This is a genomic window from Streptomyces sp. NBC_01352 (assembly GCF_036237295.1).
GTDB lineage: Bacteria > Actinomycetota > Actinomycetes > Streptomycetales > Streptomycetaceae > Streptomyces > Streptomyces plumbiresistens.
Genome location: NZ_CP108354.1, coordinates 5,411,541 through 5,431,458, shown reverse-complemented (window position 1 = coordinate 5,431,458; position 19,918 = coordinate 5,411,541). Strand labels below are relative to the sequence as shown.

General features: G+C 72.9%; 19 protein-coding genes. 14 read left to right on the top strand and 5 right to left on the bottom strand.

What is annotated here, in order from left to right; translation table 11 throughout:
* The first annotated feature begins 7 nt into the window (after positions 1–7).
* Complete coding sequence (locus tag OG252_RS25175; protein WP_329338877.1) at positions 8–1,357, top strand: aminotransferase-like domain-containing protein; 1,350 nt, start codon at positions 8–10, stop codon at positions 1,355–1,357.
* On the opposite strand, the gene OG252_RS25170 is transcribed toward OG252_RS25175, so the two are convergent.
* The gene (locus tag OG252_RS25170) at positions 1,254–2,159 is read right to left on the bottom strand and encodes a hypothetical protein (RefSeq protein ID WP_266436461.1); all 906 of its coding nucleotides are present in this window, start codon (positions 2,157–2,159) and stop codon (positions 1,254–1,256) included. The genes OG252_RS25175 and OG252_RS25170 overlap by 104 nt on opposite strands.
* Before the next feature lie 182 nt (positions 2,160–2,341).
* Between OG252_RS25170 and OG252_RS25165 the strand changes: the two genes are divergently transcribed.
* The gene (locus tag OG252_RS25165) at positions 2,342–2,935 is read left to right on the top strand and encodes an SH3 domain-containing protein (RefSeq protein WP_329338875.1); all 594 of its coding nucleotides are present in this window, start codon (positions 2,342–2,344) and stop codon (positions 2,933–2,935) included.
* 72 nt (positions 2,936–3,007) lie between these two features.
* Here OG252_RS25165 and OG252_RS25160 read toward each other — a convergent pair whose 3' ends face one another.
* Positions 3,008–3,484: a hypothetical protein gene (locus OG252_RS25160; RefSeq protein WP_406494157.1), complete on the bottom strand. Its 477-nt coding sequence runs from the start codon at positions 3,482–3,484 to the stop codon at positions 3,008–3,010.
* Between the two features lie 270 nt (positions 3,485–3,754).
* Here OG252_RS25160 and OG252_RS25155 point away from each other — a divergent pair, with 270 nt between their 5' ends.
* The 5 genes from OG252_RS25155 (at position 3,755) to OG252_RS25135 (ending at position 10,955) form a co-directional block, all read left to right on the top strand.
* The gene (locus OG252_RS25155) at positions 3,755–4,876 is read left to right on the top strand and encodes a PP2C family protein-serine/threonine phosphatase (protein ID WP_329338873.1); all 1,122 of its coding nucleotides are present in this window, start codon (positions 3,755–3,757) and stop codon (positions 4,874–4,876) included.
* 69 nt (positions 4,877–4,945) lie between these two features.
* Positions 4,946–6,124 carry a hypothetical protein gene (locus OG252_RS25150; protein ID WP_329338872.1) on the top strand — a complete coding sequence of 393 codons (1,179 nt, stop codon included), beginning with the start codon at positions 4,946–4,948 and terminating at the stop codon, positions 6,122–6,124.
* 58 nt (positions 6,125–6,182) lie between these two features.
* Entirely contained in the window at positions 6,183–6,545 is a 363-nt protein-coding gene (locus tag OG252_RS25145; RefSeq protein ID WP_266436455.1) for an effector-associated constant component EACC1, read from the top strand.
* Positions 6,546–6,549: 4 nt separating this feature from the next.
* Positions 6,550–9,189 (top strand): substrate-binding domain-containing protein, encoded by a 2,640-nt coding sequence (locus tag OG252_RS25140; RefSeq protein ID WP_329338869.1) that lies wholly within the window; start codon positions 6,550–6,552, stop codon positions 9,187–9,189.
* Positions 9,190–9,599: 410 nt separating this feature from the next.
* Entirely contained in the window at positions 9,600–10,955 is a 1,356-nt protein-coding gene (locus OG252_RS25135) for an extracellular solute-binding protein (RefSeq protein ID WP_329338867.1), read from the top strand.
* A 161-nt stretch (positions 10,956–11,116) separates the two neighbouring features.
* On the opposite strand, the gene OG252_RS25130 is transcribed toward OG252_RS25135, so the two are convergent.
* On the bottom strand, positions 11,117–12,370 hold the full coding sequence (locus OG252_RS25130) for an amidohydrolase (RefSeq protein WP_329338865.1): 1,254 nt from the start codon (positions 12,368–12,370) through the stop codon (positions 11,117–11,119).
* 193 nt (positions 12,371–12,563) lie between these two features.
* Positions 12,564–13,301: a GbsR/MarR family transcriptional regulator gene (locus tag OG252_RS25125; RefSeq protein WP_266436447.1), complete on the bottom strand. Its 738-nt coding sequence runs from the start codon at positions 13,299–13,301 to the stop codon at positions 12,564–12,566.
* A 229-nt stretch (positions 13,302–13,530) separates the two neighbouring features.
* Here OG252_RS25125 and OG252_RS25120 point away from each other — a divergent pair, with 229 nt between their 5' ends.
* Genes OG252_RS25120 through OG252_RS25110 form a run of 3 tightly spaced genes read left to right on the top strand, consistent with a single transcriptional unit; the run spans position 13,531 to position 16,008 of the window.
* The gene (locus OG252_RS25120; RefSeq protein ID WP_266436445.1) at positions 13,531–14,208 is read left to right on the top strand and encodes a DUF4097 family beta strand repeat-containing protein; all 678 of its coding nucleotides are present in this window, start codon (positions 13,531–13,533) and stop codon (positions 14,206–14,208) included.
* Positions 14,209–14,236: 28 nt separating this feature from the next.
* Positions 14,237–15,193, top strand: coding sequence for an ATP-binding cassette domain-containing protein (locus OG252_RS25115; RefSeq protein ID WP_266436443.1), 957 nt, complete (start codon positions 14,237–14,239; stop codon positions 15,191–15,193).
* Positions 15,190–16,008 carry an ABC transporter permease gene (locus OG252_RS25110; protein WP_329338861.1) on the top strand — a complete coding sequence of 273 codons (819 nt, stop codon included), beginning with the start codon at positions 15,190–15,192 and terminating at the stop codon, positions 16,006–16,008. Before OG252_RS25115 ends, OG252_RS25110 begins: the two co-directional genes overlap by 4 nt.
* Positions 16,009–16,123: 115 nt before the next feature.
* On the opposite strand, the gene OG252_RS25105 is transcribed toward OG252_RS25110, so the two are convergent.
* Positions 16,124–16,612, bottom strand: coding sequence for a MarR family winged helix-turn-helix transcriptional regulator (locus OG252_RS25105; RefSeq protein ID WP_266436439.1), 489 nt, complete (start codon positions 16,610–16,612; stop codon positions 16,124–16,126).
* Between the two features lie 166 nt (positions 16,613–16,778).
* Here OG252_RS25105 and OG252_RS25100 point away from each other — a divergent pair, with 166 nt between their 5' ends.
* The 4 genes from OG252_RS25100 (at position 16,779) to OG252_RS25085 (ending at position 19,912) form a co-directional block, all read left to right on the top strand.
* On the top strand, positions 16,779–17,405 hold the full coding sequence (locus OG252_RS25100; RefSeq protein WP_266436437.1) for a nitroreductase family protein: 627 nt from the start codon (positions 16,779–16,781) through the stop codon (positions 17,403–17,405).
* Between the two features lie 106 nt (positions 17,406–17,511).
* The gene (locus OG252_RS25095; protein ID WP_329338859.1) at positions 17,512–18,195 is read left to right on the top strand and encodes a phosphoribosylanthranilate isomerase; all 684 of its coding nucleotides are present in this window, start codon (positions 17,512–17,514) and stop codon (positions 18,193–18,195) included.
* 125 nt (positions 18,196–18,320) lie between these two features.
* Positions 18,321–18,986 carry a uracil phosphoribosyltransferase gene (gene upp, locus OG252_RS25090; RefSeq protein WP_266436432.1) on the top strand — a complete coding sequence of 222 codons (666 nt, stop codon included), beginning with the start codon at positions 18,321–18,323 and terminating at the stop codon, positions 18,984–18,986.
* Complete coding sequence (locus tag OG252_RS25085) at positions 18,983–19,912, top strand: EamA family transporter (RefSeq protein ID WP_266436431.1); 930 nt, start codon at positions 18,983–18,985, stop codon at positions 19,910–19,912. The genes upp and OG252_RS25085 overlap by 4 nt, the downstream gene beginning before the upstream one ends.
* Positions 19,913–19,918 lie beyond the last annotated feature (6 nt).

Here is a 19,918-nt window from a genome sequence, read left to right as displayed (position 1 = left end):
GGATCCCGTGGACGACTCGGACGACTACCGGCGCCTCGCCGACCGGCTGGCCGACGACATCGCCGCCGGACGGCTCAAGCCCGGTGAACGGCTGCCCCCGCAGCGGGTGTTCGCGCGGCGGCGCGGGATCGCCGGGTCGACGGCCGGGCGGGTGTACGGCGAACTCGTCCGGCGGGGCCTGGTCGTCGGGGAGGTGGGGCGCGGGACGTTCGTGCGGGCGGTTCCGGCCGCACCCCTGGGGCGGGCGCTCACCGAGCCCGCCACGGCCGCTCCCGTCAACCTGGAGCTCAACTACCCGTCCGCGCCCGGCCAGGCCGAACTCCTCGCCCCCGCCCTCGCGCCCCTGCTCCGGCCCGACGTGCTGGCCGAGGCCCTGCTCCCCGCCCCCGCCGACGGCACCACGGCGGCCCGGAACGCCGCGGCCGGTCTTCTCGCCACCCCGGGCTGGCAGCCCGGCCCCTGCCAACTGCTCTTCACCGGCAACGCCCGCCAGGCGATCGCCGCCACCCTCGCCTCTCTGGTCCGGCCCGGCGGCCGGCTCGGCGTCGAGCCGCTGACGTATCCCGTGGTCAAGGAGATCGCCGCCCGGCTGGGCATCACACTGGTGCCGCTGGCGGCGGACGAGGACGGTCCGCTGCCGGAGTCCGTGGCCGCCGCCCACCGCACGGCCCCCCTCTCCGCCCTGTACGTGCAGCCGACGCTGCACAACCCGACCTCGGTGACGATGGGCGAGGAGCGCAGGCGCCAACTCGCGGGCATGGCGACCGACTTGGACATCCCGGTCGTCGAGGACCGCATCTGGTCCTTCCTGGCCGACGGCGACCCCCTCGCCGTCCACGCGCCCCGCATCACCCATGTCATCGACGGGCTGTCGAAGCGGGTCGCCCCCGGACTCACCGTCGGCCTGGCCGTCGTACCCGCGTGGCGGGCCGAGGCCGTGGCGGCCGCCATCCGGTCCGGCGGGTGGAGTGCCGGGCGGTTCGCGCTGGAGGCCGCCGTGCGGTGGATCGGGGACGGGACCGTGGCGCGGCTGGTCGCGGCCAAGCGGGCGGACGCGGGGCGCCGGCAGCGGATCGTCGAAGAAGAGCTGCACGGTTTCGCCGTACGGTCGGATCCGCGCGCCTATTACGCCTGGTGGGAGCTGCCCGCGCCCTGGCGTGCGGACACCTTCACGGCCGCGGCCGCCGCGCACGGCATCGCGGTCACGCCCGGGCCCGCCTTCGTCGTCGACCCGAGCCGGACGCCGGACGCGGTCAGGCTCGGGCTCGCGTCCGCCGCCGAGCCGGATCTGCGGCGGGCGCTCTGGACGCTCGCGGACCTCGCCGGAACGGCGGCGGGTACCCGTACCGGCCGGTGAGCCAGCTGGTCAGGGCCACCGTGAGACCGATGGCGACCAGCAGCCAGGAGACCGTGCGCAGGGTGGCCGTGAGGGCGTCGTAGATCGCGCCGGCGGCCGGGTGGTGGGCCGGGTCGGGCAGGTCGGCGAGAGTGAGGCGGCGGCCCACGGCGACCGCGAGGGCGAGGAGGGCGCCGCCCAGGGCCGTGCCGAGGGCGGTCGCGGTGACCGCGCGGCGGCGGCAGGCGGCGACGGCGATCCCGGTGGCCGCGAGGACGGCCGCCGCGACGGGCAGCCAGAAACCGGCGACGTCGAGCACGTGGAACCCCTTCCGGAGCCGGGCCAGGTCCTCGGCCGGGAGGACGGAGACCTCGGTGTGCGGGACCGGGATGCGGTGAGCGAACGGCACGCGGTCCGCGGTGAGCCGGTCCTTCACCTCGGCGGCGACCGGCGCCAGGTCCACCGTCACCGCGCCCTCGCCGCCGCTTCGCAGCGCCCTCAACACCGCGTTGTGCACGGCCCTGTTGCCCGCGTCCCAGGCCGTACGGAAGGCCTCGGTCCGGGTGAACGAGCGCACCGCGTCCCGCACGAAGGGGCGCATCGGTCCGCCGACGTCCACCTCCCGCACGATTCCGGCGCCGACCGTGTCCGCGATCGCGTCCCGCACGTGCGGGTCGGAGGCGAGCGGCGCCATCGTGGTGACGTACCGGCTCGTGTCGGCGAGCCCGTACGCCACCCAGGCCGCCAGCGCGCCGAACGGCGCGAGCAGACAGGCCAGGGCGATGAGTACGGCCGACAGAACGTTCCGGAGTCGAGTGGACACCCTTCCAGGCAAGACGGGCCGCGACGGGGGTGCGAGCGGCGTGACTGCATATGGGCGCACGGGCCGAGCCGAACGGGCACCGGTTCCGGCCGGGAACCCCCGCGGAACTGGGCATTCCGCTCTCCGGTGGAGGCCTCACCCGAACGGGTGTTTCCTGGTTCTGGGGAGAAGGAGGCCGATTCATGCGCACCACTCCGGCCCTGCGGACCCTGGCCGCGGTCCTGCTCACCGGCGGCACCTTCGCCGTCGCGGCAGCGGGAACCTCGGCAGCAGCCGCGACCCCGCCGACGTATGCCGACGGACAAGGCAGTGGCGGATCCGGCGGTCCGATCTGGGGCACCGTCGTCTCCGGTACCGCGCTCAACGTGAGAGCGGCGCCCACCAGCCACTCACCAGTCGTCGACCGGCTCGCGCCGGGCAGTCAGGACCGTGTCGAGTGCAAGGTCCGCGGCCAGAGCGTCAACGGCAACCCGTACTGGTACTGGTTCGTCGGCGCCGAGGGCTGGGCGAGTGCCGCCTTCGTCGACACCGGCGGGCACCGGGTACCGACCTGCTCGGACCCGTGCCCGGAATGGAAGGACGACGCCTGGTCCAACCTCGACCCGAACGACCCGAGATGGAGCGAGTCCTGGGCCGTGTCGACTTCGGTTTCCTGGACCGTGTCCGGTTCTGATTCCGGGTCCTGGAGCGCCTCGGGCTCGTGGAGCTGGAGCGCGACCGGATCCTCGTCGGGCGAGGGCGAGGGCGACTGGGAATGGCTCCCGGCCGTGCCGTGAGCGGAGGGATGAGTGAGGGAGGCGCAGGGGCCCCGGCGACCGGCCGGGGCCCCTGCACCGTACCCGGACACCTCAGCGGATGCGGTTTCCCTGCGCGTCCTCGCGCGTGTAGTAGCGGTAGAAGAACACGCCGAAGATGGCCGCCGCGATCACCAGGCCCATGACGGTGGACCTGAGCACGCTCGCGCCGGCCTGGCTGTAGAGGAAGCCGAACGCCGCGCCCGCGAAGCCGGACTTCGTCATCGAGTGCAGTTCGCGCTGCAGACGCGGGGCGAACGTCGCCACCGCGATACACAGCACGATGAACGCGATCGCCGTGGCGAAGCCGAACAGGAGGTTGCCGCCGGTGATGGGCCCGCCGTCGCGCCGGTTGGCCGCGGCCCAGTAGCCGTAGACGAGTCCGAGCACCACGGGGATCGCGTACCGCGCCACCGTGTGGACCCGCTCGCTGAACAGGTCGGGCGTGCGGCGCGGCCGTGTCATGACGCGCCGGGCCGGACGGCGGTGCATGCCCCGCATGCCGCCGGGCGTGGGTGCCGCTTGAGCCATGAGAGCGCTCCTCTCTCTCCTCGCCCCCGCCTTCCAGAGCACACCTGGGGACAGACCCTGGCAAGTCGGCGGAGGCGGGTTTCCGGTGCGGATGCGCGCCACGCGGGCCCGTGCTTCGCTGAGGCCGTGAGCGGCCGAGTACCGAGACCCATGAGCGGCCGAGTACGGAGACCGAAGAGCGGCCGAGTACGGAGACCGAAGAACGGCCGCCCAAGGGTCCTCGCCCGGACGCCCGGCGCCGGGCCGGGCAGTGGGCTGCGCCGGCACCAGATGCTGCGCGTGCGCGGCCGCAGCGTGGCCTGGGTGCCGCCGCTGCTGCTGCTCGGCGGGATCGCGCTGGTCGACTTCAACACCAGCGGCGAGTTCCGGATCATCTCCTGGATCGTGCTGGTGCCCGGCATCGCCGCCGCGATCTGCGGGGTGGTGGGCACGGCCGTGTTCGCCGCCCTCGCGCTCATCACGTACGTCCTCGCGGACAACGCCTGGCCGCACCAGTTCCAGAGCGGCCTGCCCGACTTCATCCTGGTCGCCGTCGGTGGCGTCCTCGCCGTCTCGGCCTGCGCGGTCCGGGTGCGCGGCGAACGGCACATGCTGCACATGCGGGACGTCGCCGACACCACCCGCCGGACCGTGCTGCGCCCGCTGCCCCCGGTCTGGGGCGGCCTCGACCACGCCGCTGTCTATCTCGCCGCCGACAGCGAGGCCCGCGTCGGCGGCGACTTCTACGACATCCAGCCCGGCCTGTACGGCACCCGCGTCCTCGTCGGCGACGTGCAGGGCAAGGGGCTCGCCGCGGTCGAGGCGGCGGCCGCGCTGCTCGGCACGTTCCGCGAGGCGGGCTACCACGAGCCGGACCTGGCCACGGTCGCCGAACGCCTGGAGATCCGGATGCTCCGGCACGACCAGCACCTCGCCGCCCTGGGCCGCGACAACGGCGACCGGTTCGCCACCGCCGTGCTGCTCGGCTTCCCCGCGGACGAGCCGGGCGTGGTGCAGGCCGTCGTCTTCGGCCACGAGCCCCCGCTGGCGGTCGGCCCCGACGGCGTACGGCCCCTGCCGCCCGGCGACGGCCTCCCGCTGGGACTCACCGAGCTCGCCGCGGGCCTGCCGCCCGTGCACCGGGTGCCCCTCGCCCCCGACGAGACCCTGCTCCTGACCACCGACGGCGTGACCGAGGCCCGCGACGGCACCGGCGGGTTCTACCCGCTCACCGACGAGGTGGCCCGGGCCGTGGCCGCCGACCCGAGCCTGACCGAACCGAGCCTGCTGGTCGCCTTCGTACGGGACGGCACGCTGCGGCACTGCGGGGGCCGACTGGCCGACGACACCACGGTGTTCGCGGTGCGGCGAGCCGCGAAGGGGACGCTCGCACCGGGTCGTTTGCAGTCCTGAGACACACCTTTGCAGCCGCAGCGGTTACGGTGCTGCCGTACGTGATCGACGGGGGACGGGGAGGGACCGATGCCGGGAACCGTGCTGCTGCTGGCCGCATCACCGGTGGGCAAGGGCTGTCTGGTGGACGCGGCGTCCGTACTCCCCGTGCTCGCGGCCGTGCCGCCCGCCGTGCTGTCCGGCACCGACACCGCCAACGTCGTCGAGCTCGCCGACCCGCTGGAGCCCCAGGCCGTCCTCACCCGGCTGCGCGCCGCCGCGACGGCCCCCGGCCCGCTGACCGTGTTCGTCACCGGCCAGCTCCTGCTCGACCGCCGTCAGCACCTGCCCCACCTCGCGCTGGCCCGCACCACGTCCGCGACCGTCCGCTACACCGGCTTCCCCTGGCACTGGTTCCGCGAGGAACTGCGCCTGCGCACACCGGGGACGACGACCCTCCTCCTCGACCTGCACGCGGACGCGGAGACCTGGGCCTGGCTGCGCACCCACCCGCTCGACTCCGGGCGCAGCAGCGCGGTGTACGGCCGGGTCGCGCCGCCGCCGTCGTCCCGGCGGGCGGTGGCCGCGCCGGCGTACATGAAGGCGATCGCGACGATTCTGCGCAGCGGGTGGCGTCCGCCGGTGGAGCAGTTGCATGAGCAGGCGTTGGTACGGCTCGGGAGTGACGGGTACGGGGACCTGGTGTTCGGCGTACCCGGCGTCGCGGTGCCCGTCCCTGGGGGCTCCGCCCCCAGACCCCCGTATCGGCCTGAACGGCCTCGTCCTCAAGCGCCGGACGGGCTGAAAGCAACCAAGGTCGTCAGGCCTCGGCCGGAACAGGCCGACGACCCCCACGCCGCCATCACCACCGCCGTCCAGGACGGCCGTCACGACGCCGCTGACGCCCTGGCCGCCGAGCACGAGCAGGCCGCCGTACGGGCGCACGGGCGAGCCTCCGAGCAGGCCCTGCACTGGGCCGAGGTCCGGGCGGATCTGGCGATGTTCGCGGGGGATCCGGTGCGCAGTTGCCGTACCTGGCTGGCGGTGGCGTCGGCCCGGCTGGGTGCCGGGCAGGTGGTGGACGCGCCCGCCGTGGAGGCTGCCGTGGACCGGGCCCACCACCAGTGGGGGCAGATCGGCGACCCGGCGCGGGCCCGTGAACTCGGCACCGAACTGGCCGGCTTGCGGGCCCGGGTGCCGGGTCGCCGCGAGGGCGCCCTGGACCACATCCGGCGTCAGCTGAGCCAGTTGCAGACACTCAGTTCGTGAAGATGGGGCGCTGCCGACCCCTCCCCCGGCTCCAACAGCGGTGACATGATGCTGAGTTATGGCTGAGGGGGATGGAGTGGCCAACCACGGCATACGCGTTCGGCTGGACGGGACCGCGAGCGAGAGTGACGTCGGCGCGCTGCGCAAGTGGCTGGAACGGGAGAAACCGCTCGACGAACTGGTGCGGGCCGGCCGGCTGCAGATCCACGAGCGGCACCGGACGGACGAGCCCGGCGCCCCGATGGGCGTCGGCATGGACATCGTCGTCACGATGATCGGGTCGGGTGCGGCCATCGTCTTCAACGAGCTGCTGGGGCAGGTCAAGCGGTCCGTGGAGGCCTGGCGGGTCAATCGCAGAGCGGTCGAGGACGGGGATCCGCCCGAGGGCCGCGTCGACACCGTGGGCCTCGACGACAGGTAGGCCGGTGACCCGCTTCGACCCGCGTGGACGGGTGAACCGGGCACTGCTGGTGGGGGTCTCCGAGTACGACCTCACCAAGCCGCCGCACGGCGTGCCCGGCGACCTTCCCGCCGTCAAGCACAACCTGAACCGGCTCCGGGACGCGCTGCTGCGGGGCCGGGTCTTCGGCGCGCACGAGATCGCCGTGGCCCGCTCGCCGTCCCTGGACGACTTCGACCACGCCTTACGCAGGACCGCCGGGGAGGCAGAGGGCCTGCTGCTCCTGTACTTCACGGGGCACGGAGCCATCCCCAGCGCGGGCGACGAGCTGTTCCTGCAGATGCGCAACGCGAGCGTGGTCGCGGGCGGGCACGCGGTCTTCCCCGGCGCGGAGATGTTCACCACCGCGCTGACCGTGCTCGCCGCCGGTCCGGCCGAGCGGATCGTGGTGGTCCTCGACTGCTGCTTCGCGGGCAACGCCGCCTGGATCTGGGAGACCTTCCGCGACAAGCGGCGCGTGCTGCTGCTGATGAGCGTGCAGGCCAACCACCGCACGGACGCGGGGGACGGCGCGGTACCCACGCCGTTCACCGGGGAGCTCGTACAACTCCTCGAGGAAGACGAGGAGTTGACCTTCCAGGAGCTCGCGGACCGGTTACGGGACCGGATGGCGGCGGCGGGGCACAAGACGGTGCGCGGGGAGCCGTGGGAGCCGCAGAGCAGGACGGAGCCGGGGGAGGACGTGGTGCTGTCCGCCCGGTCGGCCCCGCCACTGAGGTGGGCGATGGGCGGGGCGGGGCCGTGGCCCTCCGGCGCGCACGAGGATCCGGAGCAGCAACCGGGCGGGCACGGTGAGGAAAAGAAGAAGCGTGCCGACCTGCTCCGTACCGCCGCGGCGGCCCTCCTCGCCCCGTTCCGCGCCGGAGCCACCGCCGTCACCCGCGCCTGTCGCCGGCTGGGCTCCGTCGTCCGCCCCGCGCCCCTCGCCCTCGCCGTCGTTCTCGCCCTCGCCGCGGTGGGCCTCGGCTCCTACGGCATCGTCACCCTCACCGGCGGTCCCGCCTCCTGCGGGCCACCGCTGGAACTGCGGGTCCTGACCGACCCCGACCTCGAACCGACGGTGAGCGCGGCGGCGGAGGCCTATCTGACGTCGGACGAGAACACCACCGGCGACGGCTGCCGGCGCAGCGGCATCACCGTCTACAGCGCGGGCTCCGCCGACGGGGTCACCGCGCTCGCCGGGCAGTCGGACGCCTGGCAGGAGCCCCGGGACGAGGACACCAACCCGCAGCGGGACGTCGGCCCGCAGCCGGACGTCTGGATCCCCGCCACCCCGGCCGAGGCCGCCCGGGTCACGGCCGCCCAGGACACGGACGCCGTGGCCCGTCTCGACCCCGACGAGGAGCCGCTCGTGTACTCCCCAGTCGTGCTCGCCGTCCCGAAGAACCTCGCCGCCGGGAACCAGGACGACCTCGCCGGTCCCTCGCTGACCCGGATGATCACCGCCCTGCGCGAACGCGACACGGAGGCCGAAGTGCGCCGTCCCGACCCGGAGTTCACGGCCGCCGCCCTGCTCGCCACGATCGGCCTCCACGGCACCGGAGCCGACCCGGTCGGTGCGGAACAGCGGGTCGCCCAGCCCGGTCCGCCCGCCCCGACGGCCACCGACCTGCTGTGCACGCTGCCCGACGACGACGCCGTGGACAACCGCACCGCCGCCCTGGTCCCCGAGTTCCTGCTGCGCAGCGGCGTCGGCTGCGACCTGGCGACCCGGACGCCCCGGGTCGCCCACTACCCCGGCGACGTACCGGGGCTGGAGCCCACGTTCGTACGGGTCCGCTGGCAGGACGCCGACCGGGACGAGGCGGCGCGGGACGCGGCGGCCGAGAACTTCCGCGCCTGGCTCACCGGTGCGGACGGGCAGGCCGCGTTCGCCCGGGACGGCTTCCGTTCCGCGAGCGGCGCGCATCCCCTGCTGGACGCCGACCGCCCGGTCCCCGCCGGGATGCTGTCGGCGCCGGCGCCGCTGGAGGAGACCGCCGGACGGGACGAGATGGAGACGGCACTCACCGACTACCGCGCCGCACACGGCCCCGGCCGGGTCCTGTTCCTGCTGGACAGCTCCGGTTCGATGGCCTCCCTGTGGGAAGGTCCCAGCGGCGGGCCCGGCCTGCTCGAACAGTCCCTGGGCGGGCTCGGGGGCCGGGACGAGTACGGCGTGTGGGCGGTGTCCGGGGCGTCCGGCGACGAGCGCCCGTACGAGGCCGTGCTCCCCTTCGGCCGCCACACCCGCAAGGACGCCGAACGCGCCGTCGACGCGGCCCGGGTGCGGGACGCCGAGGCCGACCCGCACGCGGCACTGCTCGCCGCGCTCGACGACCTCGCCGCCCGCGGCCCGGACGAACGCCCCCGGCTCGTCGTCCACATCACCGACGGCGAGGACGACGACCGGCTGACCGGCGCGAACCTCGACGACGTCCTGACCAGGGCGGGGGCGGCCGGGGTACCGGTGACCATGGTGTCCCTGGAGGCCGGCGGCTGCGACCCGGACCGCCCGGCCACCCGCATCTCCACCGCGAGCGGCGGCCGCTGCCTGGACGCCGGCGAGAACCTCGGCGCGGCCCTGACCGACGAGGTCGCCCGCGCCGGAACGGGGGAGGACTGATGACGCGCGGCGGTGAGAGCCAGGGGGTGGGACGCGACGGCACTGCAGGGCTGTTGGGCCGGGGTGGGATCGCGTGGCTGGTGGCCGGGCGTGGTGCGGGGCAGCGGGTGGGGCGCGGCCGCACTGCAGGGCTGTCGGGCCGGGGCGGGATGACGTGGCTGGTGGCCGGGCGTGGTGTCGGGGTGCGGGCGGATTGCTCCCGTACCGCGCGGCTGCCGGCCCGCCGCGGTGCGGGGCTGCCGGCGGGCCGCCCCCGCACCGGAACCCTGAGGGCCGGGCGCGGTGCGGGGCAGCGGGTGGGGCGCGGCCGCATCGTACGGCTGGTGGGCCGGGGTGGGGTCTCGCGGTTGACCGTCGGGCGCTTTCGCAGCGGGCCCCTGAGGGCCGGGCGTGGCGCATGCGCTCGGCTCGTGGCTCTTCTGGCCGTGGTGGTGCTCGCGGCCGTCACGGCGTGTACCGGTGACGGTGCCGGGGAACCCGCGGTGCCCGCCGCCGACGTGCCCGGTGACATCGTCGTCGCCAGCGGCCGGGACGTCACCGGCAAGAACGGCATCCGCCAGCAGCTCATCGACGCCTGGAACCGGCAGCAGGAGAAGGCCGGCACCGGCTACCGCGCCCGTCTGGTCGAACTCCCGGGCAGCGCCGACGAACAGCGCAGCCAGCTCCTGGGCGCCCTCCAGTCCGGCAGCGCCGCCTACGACGTCGTCAACCTCGACGTCACCTGGGTACCGGAGTTCGCCGCCGCCGGCCTCGTGCGCCGCCTCCCCGACGAAGTGCTGGACGGTGACGTCATCAAGTCGGTGGCGGACACGGCCCGTTGGGACGACAAGGTGTACGCGGTGCCGTTCAACAGCGATGTCGGACTCCTCTACTACCGGCGCGACCACCTGGACGCGGTGGGCGTCCAGCAGACCGACCTGAGCGCGGGCATCGACCGGACCCGGCTCCAGGAGATCGTCCGCTCGCTGGAGAACAAGCCGCCCAAGGGCTACGAGCAGGGCTGGACCACCCAGCTCGCCTCCTACGAGGGCCGCACGGTCAACGCCGTGGAGGCGTTCGCGTCCGCGACGCCGGACCTCGCCCTCACCGACGCCGACGGCGACTACGCCGCCACCGCCGAGCAGTTGGCCGAGGGCATCGCCGAACTCCGGCAGCGCACCGACCCGTCGTACACCCTCCAGGACGCCGTCCACTCCGACGAGGACGCCTCCCTCGCCGACTTCGCCGCCGGCCGCACCGCCTTCCTGCGCCACTGGCCCTACGCCTACCGCACGCTGCACCAGTCCTTCACCGACGAACAGCTCGGCGTGGCCCCGCTGCCCGGCCGGGCGGTGCTCGGCGGCCAGAACCTCGCCGTGACCGCCGCGTCCCAGCGGTCGGCCAAGGCGGCCGAGCTGATCGGCTTCCTCACCGGCAGGGAGAGCGAACGCTGTCTGCTGGACGCGGGGTTCGCGGCGACGCGGACCTCGGCGTACGGCGACGACACGGTGACGTGCCCCCTCGCCGCCGCGAGCCCCTCGCCCTCCCCCACCGGCGAGCGCGCCGACCGCATGCCACGCGACGACGCCGGCCGCCCCGCCTACGCCCACCGCATCCTCCTCCCGGCCCTCGGCAGCGCCGTCCAGCGCCCGCGCACCCCGATGTACGGCGCGTTCACGCAGACCTTCACCGCACAGCTGGGCGCCCTGTTCGGCGACCGTCCGCCGACCGACCCACAGCTGGCGCGACGCCTGGACGAGGCGCTGCGGAAGGCGCTGCCGGACTAGGGCCCTTCTGATGCATCTCCGTGGCGTCGCGACGCCCGGCACGCACTCTCGCCGCACCGGACGAAAGCCCTAGTAGCTCCGCTACGAGGACTTCCGCCCGGCACGCCGAGAGCACGCACCGAACGCCGCTCCTTCTTCCACGGAGATCCATCAGAAGGGCCCTAGTGCCCCGGCACCGGCTGTACGAGGTGCACGAGGGCCCCGGACACCAGCGTCCGTACACCCGGCGCCAGGGTCGACAGGTCCGGCGCGAAGCGGGGGCTGTGGTTGCTGGGGACGGCCGCGAGCTTCTCGTCGAGGTCGTCGCCGGGTGCCGCCTCCCACACGTCCGGCGCCGTGGCGGCCACGAACCAGTAGGCGTACGGCAGACCGTCCGGGGCCAGGTGGGCGAAGTCCTCGCTGCCCATCGCCGGGCCCGGGTCGAGGACCGTCCCCGGACCGAAGACCTCGCCGTGCACGGCGGCGACCCGCCGGTCCGTCCCGGCGTCGTTGACGGTGACCGGGAAGCTCGCCCCGACCGTCACCTCCGGCTCGCGCGGGCAGCCCGCCGCCGAGCACTCGCCGGCCGCGATCCGCCGTACCGCCGCGATCATGCGGTCCCGGACCGACCGGGACTGGCTGCGGATGTTCAGCGAGATCCGGGCCTCGGCCGGGATGATGTTGGGCCGGCTGCCCGCCTCGATCCGTCCCACGGTCAGGACGGCGGACTCCCCGGCGGCGATCTCGCGCGAGACGACGGTCTGGAGCCGGGTGACCAGGAAGCACGCCGTCACCACCGGGTCGACGGTCGTCTCGGGCCGCGAGCCGTGCCCGCCGACCCCGTGGACGACGATGTCGAGGTCCGTCGAGGCGGAGAGGATCAGCCCGGGCACGTGCCCGTAGAAGCCGGTCGGGCCCGGCACCGCGTGCTGGCCCAGCAGCACGTCCGGGCGCGGGAACCGTTCGTACAGCCCGTCGGCCACCATCCGGGCCGCGCCCAGCCCCGTCTCCTCGGCGGGCTGCCCGACCATCAGCAGCGTGCCGGACCAGGTCTCCCGCCCGGCGGACAGGGCTTCGGCGGCCCCCGCCAGCCAGGTCACATGCAGGTCGTGACCGCAGGCGTGCATGACACCGGCCGTGTCCGAGGCGTACGGCAGTCCGGTCTCCTCGGCGACCGGCAGCGCGTCCATGTCGGCGCGCAGCAGGACGACGGGTCCGTCGCCGTTGCGCAGGACGCCCACGACTCCGGTGCCGCCGATGCCGTCGGCGGTCTCGTATCCGGCCCGCTCGAGGCGTTCGGCGAGCTTGCCGGCCGTGCGGTGCTCCTCCAGGGAGAGCTCGGGGTGGCGGTGCAGGTCCCGGTAGAAGTCCTCCAGGGCGCTCACCGGGAGGTCGGCGGTGAGATCCAGCGCGGTGCGGGCGGCGGAAGAGGTCACGTCGGCAGCGTACTCACGGTCGCCGGAGCGGCGGGCTTGGTGTCGCGGTCGGTGACGGCGTCGACGATCAGCAGCCCACGGCCGCCCTCGGTCGGTTCATCCACAGCTGTGGACAGTGGTGGCGCGGTGGGTGGCCGGGGATCGATGCCGTCCCTCCGACCACCTGGGCCGCTTTCGTCAACGGCGTCGCGAGCTAGCCGGCGCCGTCCGAGGGCGGCGTTTCGACCTTCGCGTGGAGGATGTCGCGGGCCTGTTCCGCCGCGCGGGTCGTGCTCTCGCTGACGAAGTCGAGGAAGCGGGCGATGTTCTCGAGGCGGGTGGCGGCCGGGGTGCCGGGGCCGAGGACGCCGACGCCCTGCCGGGCGAGCTCGACGATCTGGATGAGGGCCCGGGCGCTGGCCAGCATCGACTGGTACCAGACGTCGTCGTCGACGACGTAGCGCTCGCGCCGGCGGTCGTCGCGTTCCCGGCGTACGAGGCCCTGGCTGTCGAGGAAGGTGATCGCTTTGGAGATGGACGCCGGGCTGACCTGAAGGCGCTGGACGAGTTCGGACGCGGTCAGGCTGCCGCTGTCGGTGAGGGTGAGGCAGGCCATCACCCGGGCCGTCATCGTGGGCATGCCCGAAGCCATGAGGACGGTGGTGAACACCTCCTCGTACTCGCGCACGGCCTCGGCGTCGCGTCCGTGGGCCTGCGGGGGCGCCACCGTCCCCCGGGGCGTGGCCTGCCTGCGCCGGTGGGCGCGGTGTTCGGTGGCGCGGTGGGCCAGGTCGGCGCGGTAGCCGGTGGGGCCGCCGTTGCGCATCACCTCCCGCGTGACCGTCGAGGTCGGGCGGTCGAGACGTCTGGCGATCTCCGCGTACGCGAGGCCGTCGGCCAGCCCCAGCGCGATCTGCTGGCGTTCCTGCTGGGTGAGTCTGCCTCCCGGCATGGCGGTCTCCTTCGTGGGCCGTGGCGGCTCGTGGCTCCACTATAGCGTTCACTTCTGATTCATTGCAACGAATCGGGTGACGTTTGTTGCGTTAGGCTCCAGACCATTGCAATGAATTCTCTGTCTTCACCTGCACTGATGGTGATTACGCGCAACGAGTCTGTTGCCTAGACCTTGAATGCAACGTAGCTTTTCCTTCATCGGAAACAACGAGTCGAAGGAAAACACGATGCAGAAGTTCGCCACCCCCACCCCCATCTCCGCCCTCCTCGACATCCCCGCCGGACACATCCGCTTCATCGCCGCCGACCGGACCGACACCACCGTCGAGATCCTCCCCGCCGACGCCTCCAAGAGCCGCGACACCAAGGCGGCCGAGCAGATCACGGTCACCTACGGCCACGGCGACGGCGTTCTGCGGATCGAGGCCCCGCCCGCCAAGAACCGCATCCTCGGCGCCTCCGGAGCCGTCGAGGTGACCGTCCAACTGCCCGCCGGCTCCCGCGTCGAGGCCAAGGCCGCCGACGGCGAGCTCCGCGGCGTCGGACGGCTCGGCGACGTCACCTTCGAAGGCGCCCAGGGCACGGTCAAGCTCGACGAGACCGCCGACGCCCGCCTCGTCCTCATGGCCGGCGACATCTCGGTCGGACGCCTGGGCGGCCCCGCCGAGATCAGCATCCAGAAGGGCGACATCCACATCACCGAGGCCCTGCACGGCACCGTCGACCTGCGCACCGAGGCCGGCCACATCACGGTCGGCGCCGCCCGCGGCGTCTCCGCCTCCCTGGACGCCGGCACCAGCCACGGCCGGATCCACAACGCCCTCAAGAACACCGACGGCGCCGACTCCGCCCTGACCATCCACGCCACCACCGCCTACGGCGACATCACCGCCCGCAGCCTCTGACCCGCGGCATCCAGAAGGAGAGACCCTCATGACCGACCTGGCCATCGCGGCAACCGGGCTGCGCAAGTCCTACGCCGACAAGACCGTCCTCGACGGCATCGACCTGACCGTCCCCGAAGGGACGATCTTCTCCCTGCTCGGGCCGAACGGCGCCGGCAAGACCACCGCCGTCAAGATCCTCTCCACCCTCATCACCGCCGACGCCGGCGACATCCGCATCGGCGGTCACAACCCGGCCACCGACCCCCAGGCGGTCCGCGCCGCGATCGGTGTCACCGGCCAGTTCTCCGCCGTCGACGGCCTGATCACCGGCGAGGAGAACATGCTCCTCATGGCAGACCTGCACCACCTGTCCAAGCAGGAGGGACGGCGGGTCGCCGCCGAACTCCTGGAGCGCTTCGACCTCACCGAGGCGGCGAAGAAGCCCGCCTCCACCTACTCCGGCGGCATGAAGCGCCGCCTCGACATCGCCATGACCCTGGTCGGCGACCCGCGGATCATCTTCCTCGACGAACCGACCACCGGCCTCGACCCGCGCAGCCGCCACAACATGTGGCAGATCATCCGCGAACTGGTCTCCGACGGCGTCACCGTCTTCCTCACCACGCAGTACCTGGAGGAGGCGGACGAACTCGCCGACCGCATCGCGGTACTGAACGACGGCAAGATCGCCGCCCAGGGCACCGCCGAGGAGCTCAAGCGGCTCATCCCCGGCGGCCACGTCCGCCTCCGCTTCACCGACCCGGCCGCCTACCAGTCCGCCGCCTCCGCTCTCCTCGAGGTCACCCGTGACGACGAGGCACTCGCGCTTCAGATCTCCAGCGACGGCAGCCAGCGCGACCTGCGTTCCCTCCTCGACCGGCTGGACGCGGCCGGTATCGAGGCGGACGAGCTGACCGTGCACACCCCCGACCTCGACGACGTGTTCTTCGCCCTGACCGGCCCGGCCAACATCCCCAGCCAGCCCAAGGAGGCTGTCCGATGAACGCTCCCCTGGCTTCCGCCCGCCCGACCCGGATCTCCCTCGCCGTGCGCGACTCGTCCACGATGCTGCGCCGCAACCTCCTGCACGCGCGCCGCTATCCGTCCCTCACGCTGAACCTGCTGCTCACGCCGATCATGCTGCTGCTGCTCTTCGTCTACATCTTCGGCGACGCGATGAGCGCCGGCATCGGGGGCGGCGGGGCGGACCGGTCCGCGTACATCGCGTACGTCGTCCCGGGCCTGCTGCTGATGACCATCGGCTCCACCGTGGTCGGCACCGCGGTGTCCGTCTCCAACGACATGACCGAGGGCATCATCGCCCGCTTCCGCACGATGGCGATCCACCGCCCTTCGGTGCTCGTCGGGCACGTCGTCGGCAGCGTGCTGCAGTGCGTGATGAGCGTGGTCCTCGTGGGTGCCGTCGCCGTGGCCATCGGCTTCCGGTCCACGGACGCAACGGCCCTGGAGTGGCTGGCGGCGTTCGGGCTGCTCGTCCTGTTTGCCCTGGCGTTCACCTGGATCGCGGTCGGCATGGGCCTGATCAGCCCGAACGCAGAGGCCGCCAGCAACAACGCGCTGCCGCTGATCCTGCTGCCGCTCCTCTCCAGCGCCTTCACCCCGGTCGACTCCATGCCGGGCTGGTTCCAGCCGGTCGCCGAGTACCAGCCCTTCACGCCGGCCATCGAGACCCTGCGCGGACTCCTCCTCGGCAGCGAGATCGGCCACAACGGGTGGCTCGCCCTCGCCTGGTGCCTGGCCCTCACCGTCCTCGGCTACTTCTGGTCGACCTCGAAGTTCAACGCCGACCCGAAGTAACCGCCATGACAACGCGGGCCACCTCCCGCAGCGCGCCCCACCCCAGGGCGGCGTACGCCGACACCCGTCGGCCTGCGCCGCCCTGTCGGCGTCCCCACCCAGGCACCGAGCCCTCTCACCTCACGTCCCCCAAGGACACGAGCAACGTACGCAGCAGCGCATTGAACTGCTCGCAGTCCTCCACGCCCAGCCCCGCCAGCAGCTTGCGCTGGTTGCTCACGTGGCCCTCCACCACCTCGTCGACCCGGGCGGCGCCCTCCTCGGTCAGGGCGATGTGGAGGCTGCGTCGGTCGCCGGGTACGGCCTCGCGGGTGACGAGGCCCTGGGCGACGAGGCGGTCGACGCGGTTGGTCAGGGCGGCGGAGCCGATCATGACGCCGGCGGCCAGCTCCTTCGCGGTGAGCGGCCTGTTGCTCCGGCGCAGGGTGGCGAGGACGTCGAACTCCCAGGTCTCCATGCCGTGTTCGGCGAAGTAGTCCTTGAGGCCGGCGCCGACGAGCCGTGAGAGCCGCATGATGCGCCCGACGGTGCCCATGGCGTCGAGGTCCAGGTCCGTGCGCAGGACGGCCCATTGGTCGAGGAAATCGTCGACGGAGTCGCGCATGACGGTCACCTCCCCTTCATTAATTCGATGTCAAACCGTTTGACTATGTTCTAGCCTACTGCTTAGCTTCTCGATGTCAGATAGTTCGACGTCGAAAGGCTGGATCGTGACGACCGCAGAGGCAGCGGCAGGGACAGAGGCAGCCGCAGAGGCAGATCATTCCACCGTGGCGCGGGTCATCCGCACGCGCCGCAGTGTCCGCCACTACCGGCCCGACCCGGTCCCCGCCCCGCTGCTGCGGGAGCTGACCGAGCTGGCCCTGGAAGCGCCGTCCAGCTTCAACCTCCAGGCCCGCTCGATCGTGGTCGTGGCCGGCGAGGAGGGGCGTCAGGCCCTCACCCGGGCCACCGGCGGCCAGCCGCATCCCCAGGAAGCGCCGGTCATGCTGGTGTTCGTCGCCGAGTCCGCCGCCTGGCGCGAGGACCGCGGCGACATCTGGGAGACGGCGCTGGAGGGCGGGGCCTGGTCGGGCCGCTTCGCCGCCGCCTCGCCCGACGACGCCCGGGCCTTCTACGAGGACCCGAGCCGGCGCGGCCTCGAGCGCGAGTACGCCGTCAAGGACGCCATGATCGCCGCCTCGTTCCTGATGATCGCCGCGCAGGCGGCCGGTCTCGCGACCAGTCCGATGAACGGCTGGGACGAGGAGGAGGTCAAGAAGGCCATCGGCGCCGACGGACGCGACGACGTGCACATCGCCCTGCTCATGCCGCTGGGCTACCCGGCCGAGACCCGGCTCCACCCGGGCCGCCGGGACCGTGCACTGACCTGCTTCGACGAGTCGTACGGCCGCTGAGGCGCTCCGCGAGAACACGTTCGCCATTCAATCAAGCAAGCACAACAACTTCACCAGCAGGTTCTTCAAACAGCCAGCAGGTTCTTCAAACAGGGGGATGGTCTTCATGACCACTGTGAACAAGCTCGTCCAGGTCGCCGGCATCATCGACGCCGCCGAGGCCGACATGGTCATCGGGGAGGGCGCGGACTGGATCGGCTTCGCGCTGCGGCTGCCGTCCGGCAAGGACGACATCGCCGAGCAGGACGCCGCCGTCATCATCAAGGGCCTCGAGGCCCCGCACGCCGGCGTGCTCATCAGCTACCTCACCGACGCCGAGGAGGTCAGCGAGTTCTGCCGCGAGCTCGGTGTCGTGGCCGTCCAGCTGCACGGCGACGTGGCGACGGCGGAACTGCGCCGGCTCAAGGAGATCCGCCCGGAGCTGTTCGTCCTGAAGTCCCTCGTGGTCAAGGAGGACAACGCCGACGAGCTGCTGAAGCTGGTCGACGAGACCCACCCGTACGTCGACATGTACATCACCGACACCTTCGACCCGAGGACCGGCGCCAAGGGCGCCACCGGCCTCACCCACGACTGGAGCGTCTCGGCCGAACTGGTCCGCCGCTCCCCGAAGCCGCTGATGATGGCGGGCGGCCTGAACCCGGAGAACGTCGGCGACGCGATCCGCACGGTCCGCCCCGCCGCGGTGGACGCCCACACCGGCCTGGAGGGCCCCGACGGACGCAAGGACCGGGCCAAGGTCGCGAAGTTCGTCACCGAGGCGCGCCGCGCCTTCGACGAGATCGCCTGATCCGGCGGCCCGAGGCAGGGGCGGCCGGTCCGGGGACAGCCCGGCCGCCCCGCTGCCCTGCCGCCCCGCCCGCTCCACGCCCCGGCACACCCCGGCACATCCCGGCCCACCGAGGAGATCCCGTCGTGACCACCGGCCACAACGTCCACCCCCTCCCGCAGACCGACCAGCTCCGCGCGATGCACACGATCATCCGCGACCGGGACTGCGCACGCGAGGACTTCGTCTTCTACTCCCGCCGCATCATCCGCCTCCTGCTGGAGCACGGAATGGACCTGCTCCCCTTCACCAAGAAGGAGGTCACCACTCCGGTCGGCACCACCTATCACGGCCTGGAGTTCGCCGCCGAGCTGTGCGGCGTGTCCGTGATCCGGGCCGGCGAGGCGATGGAGGGCGAGCTGCGCGATCTGCTGCCCGGCGTCCGGATCGGCAAGATCCTGATCCAGCGCGACAAGCAGACCAAGCAGCCGCACCTCTACTACCGGCACCTGCCCGCCGACATCGCCGAGCGGCACGTACTGCTGCTCGAACCGATGCTGGCCACCGCGGGATCCGCGCTCGCCGCCGTCGACGTCCTGCTGGAGGCCGGCGTGCGCGAGGACCGCATCATCATGGTCAATTTCCTGTCGTCGCCCGAGGGCCTGCGCCGCGTCGCCACCGAGCGGCCGCGCGTGCGGATCGTCACCAGCGCCATCGAGGACCGGATGAACGAGAACGCGTTCATGGTCCCCGGCATCGGCGACTTCGGTGACCGGTTCTTCGGCACCACCGACTCCGGAGCCCGGACATGACCGGCCAACGCCTCGCGACCACCTCCGCGATCACCGCCCTCGCCCCCGCCGTCTGGGGCTCCACCTACCTGGTGACCACCGAGTTCCTGCCGCCCGACCGGCCCCTGCTGGCCTCGACCGTACGGGCGCTGCCGGCCGGTCTGATCCTGCTGGCGGCCACCAGGGTCCTGCCGAAGGGCAGTTGGTGGTGGAAGGCGATCGTGCTCGGTGTCCTGAACATCGGCGCGTTCTTCTACTTCCTCTTCCTCGCCGCCTATCACCTGCCGGGCGGCGTGGCCGCACTGGTGATGTCCGTGCAGCCGATGATCGTGCTGCTGATGGGCGCGGTGCTGCTCGGCGACCGCATCAAGCCCGTGCACGTGGCCTCCTGTCTGATCGCCGCGGCCGGTGTCGCCCTGCTCGTCCTCCAGCCGCACGCGGGCCTGGACGGCATCGGCGTGGTGGCCGGTCTGCTGGGCGCGCTGTCCATGGCCGCCGGCATCGTGCTGACCAAGCGGTGGGGCCGCCCCGAGGGCGTCACGCTGCTGACGTTCACCGGCTGGCAGCTCACCGTCGGCGGCCTCGCGCTGCTTCCCGTCACCCTGGCCAGTGAACCGCTGCCGGACCACTTGACCTGGGAAAACGTCGGCGGCTTCGCCTACCTGGGCATCATCGGCGCCCTCGTCGCCTACGTCCTGTGGTTCCGCGGCCTTTCCCGGCTGCCCGCGCTGGCCGCCTCGTTCCTGTCGTTCGCCTCGCCGCTGTGCGCGACGATCCTCGGCTACCTCTTCCTCGACCAGTCGCTGCGCCCGCTGCAACTCCTCGGCGCCGCGGCCGTCGTCGGAGCCGTCGTCCTCGCCCAGCCCCGCGCCAAGAAGCCCGCGCCGCCGACGCCGCCGGCCGAAGGCCCGGCCGTGAGCCGCGTGGCGGACGACGCCCGCGTCTGAAAAGCG

What these genes read in the sequence shown, in the direction of transcription:
- OG252_RS25110 (WP_329338861.1), top strand. Translation starts at nt 15,190, where the DNA reads ATGAACGCTCCCCTGGCTTCCGCCCGCCCGACCCGGATCTCCCTCGCC.
- OG252_RS25085 (WP_266436431.1), top strand. Translation starts at nt 18,983, where the DNA reads ATGACCGGCCAACGCCTCGCGACCACCTCCGCGATCACCGCCCTCGCC.
- OG252_RS25150 (WP_329338872.1), top strand. Translation starts at nt 4,946, where the DNA reads ATGCCGGGAACCGTGCTGCTGCTGGCCGCATCACCGGTGGGCAAGGGC.
- OG252_RS25125 (WP_266436447.1), bottom strand. Translation starts at nt 13,301, where the DNA reads ATGCCGGGAGGCAGACTCACCCAGCAGGAACGCCAGCAGATCGCGCTG.
- OG252_RS25120 (WP_266436445.1), top strand. Translation starts at nt 13,531, where the DNA reads ATGCAGAAGTTCGCCACCCCCACCCCCATCTCCGCCCTCCTCGACATC.
- OG252_RS25095 (WP_329338859.1), top strand. Translation starts at nt 17,512, where the DNA reads ATGACCACTGTGAACAAGCTCGTCCAGGTCGCCGGCATCATCGACGCC.
- OG252_RS25165 (WP_329338875.1), top strand. Translation starts at nt 2,342, where the DNA reads ATGCGCACCACTCCGGCCCTGCGGACCCTGGCCGCGGTCCTGCTCACC.
- OG252_RS25155 (WP_329338873.1), top strand. Translation starts at nt 3,755, where the DNA reads ATGCTGCGCGTGCGCGGCCGCAGCGTGGCCTGGGTGCCGCCGCTGCTG.
- OG252_RS25115 (WP_266436443.1), top strand. Translation starts at nt 14,237, where the DNA reads ATGACCGACCTGGCCATCGCGGCAACCGGGCTGCGCAAGTCCTACGCC.
- OG252_RS25145 (WP_266436455.1), top strand. Translation starts at nt 6,183, where the DNA reads ATGGCTGAGGGGGATGGAGTGGCCAACCACGGCATACGCGTTCGGCTG.
- OG252_RS25105 (WP_266436439.1), bottom strand. Translation starts at nt 16,612, where the DNA reads ATGCGCGACTCCGTCGACGATTTCCTCGACCAATGGGCCGTCCTGCGC.
- OG252_RS25160 (WP_406494157.1), bottom strand. Translation starts at nt 3,484, where the DNA reads ATGGCTCAAGCGGCACCCACGCCCGGCGGCATGCGGGGCATGCACCGC.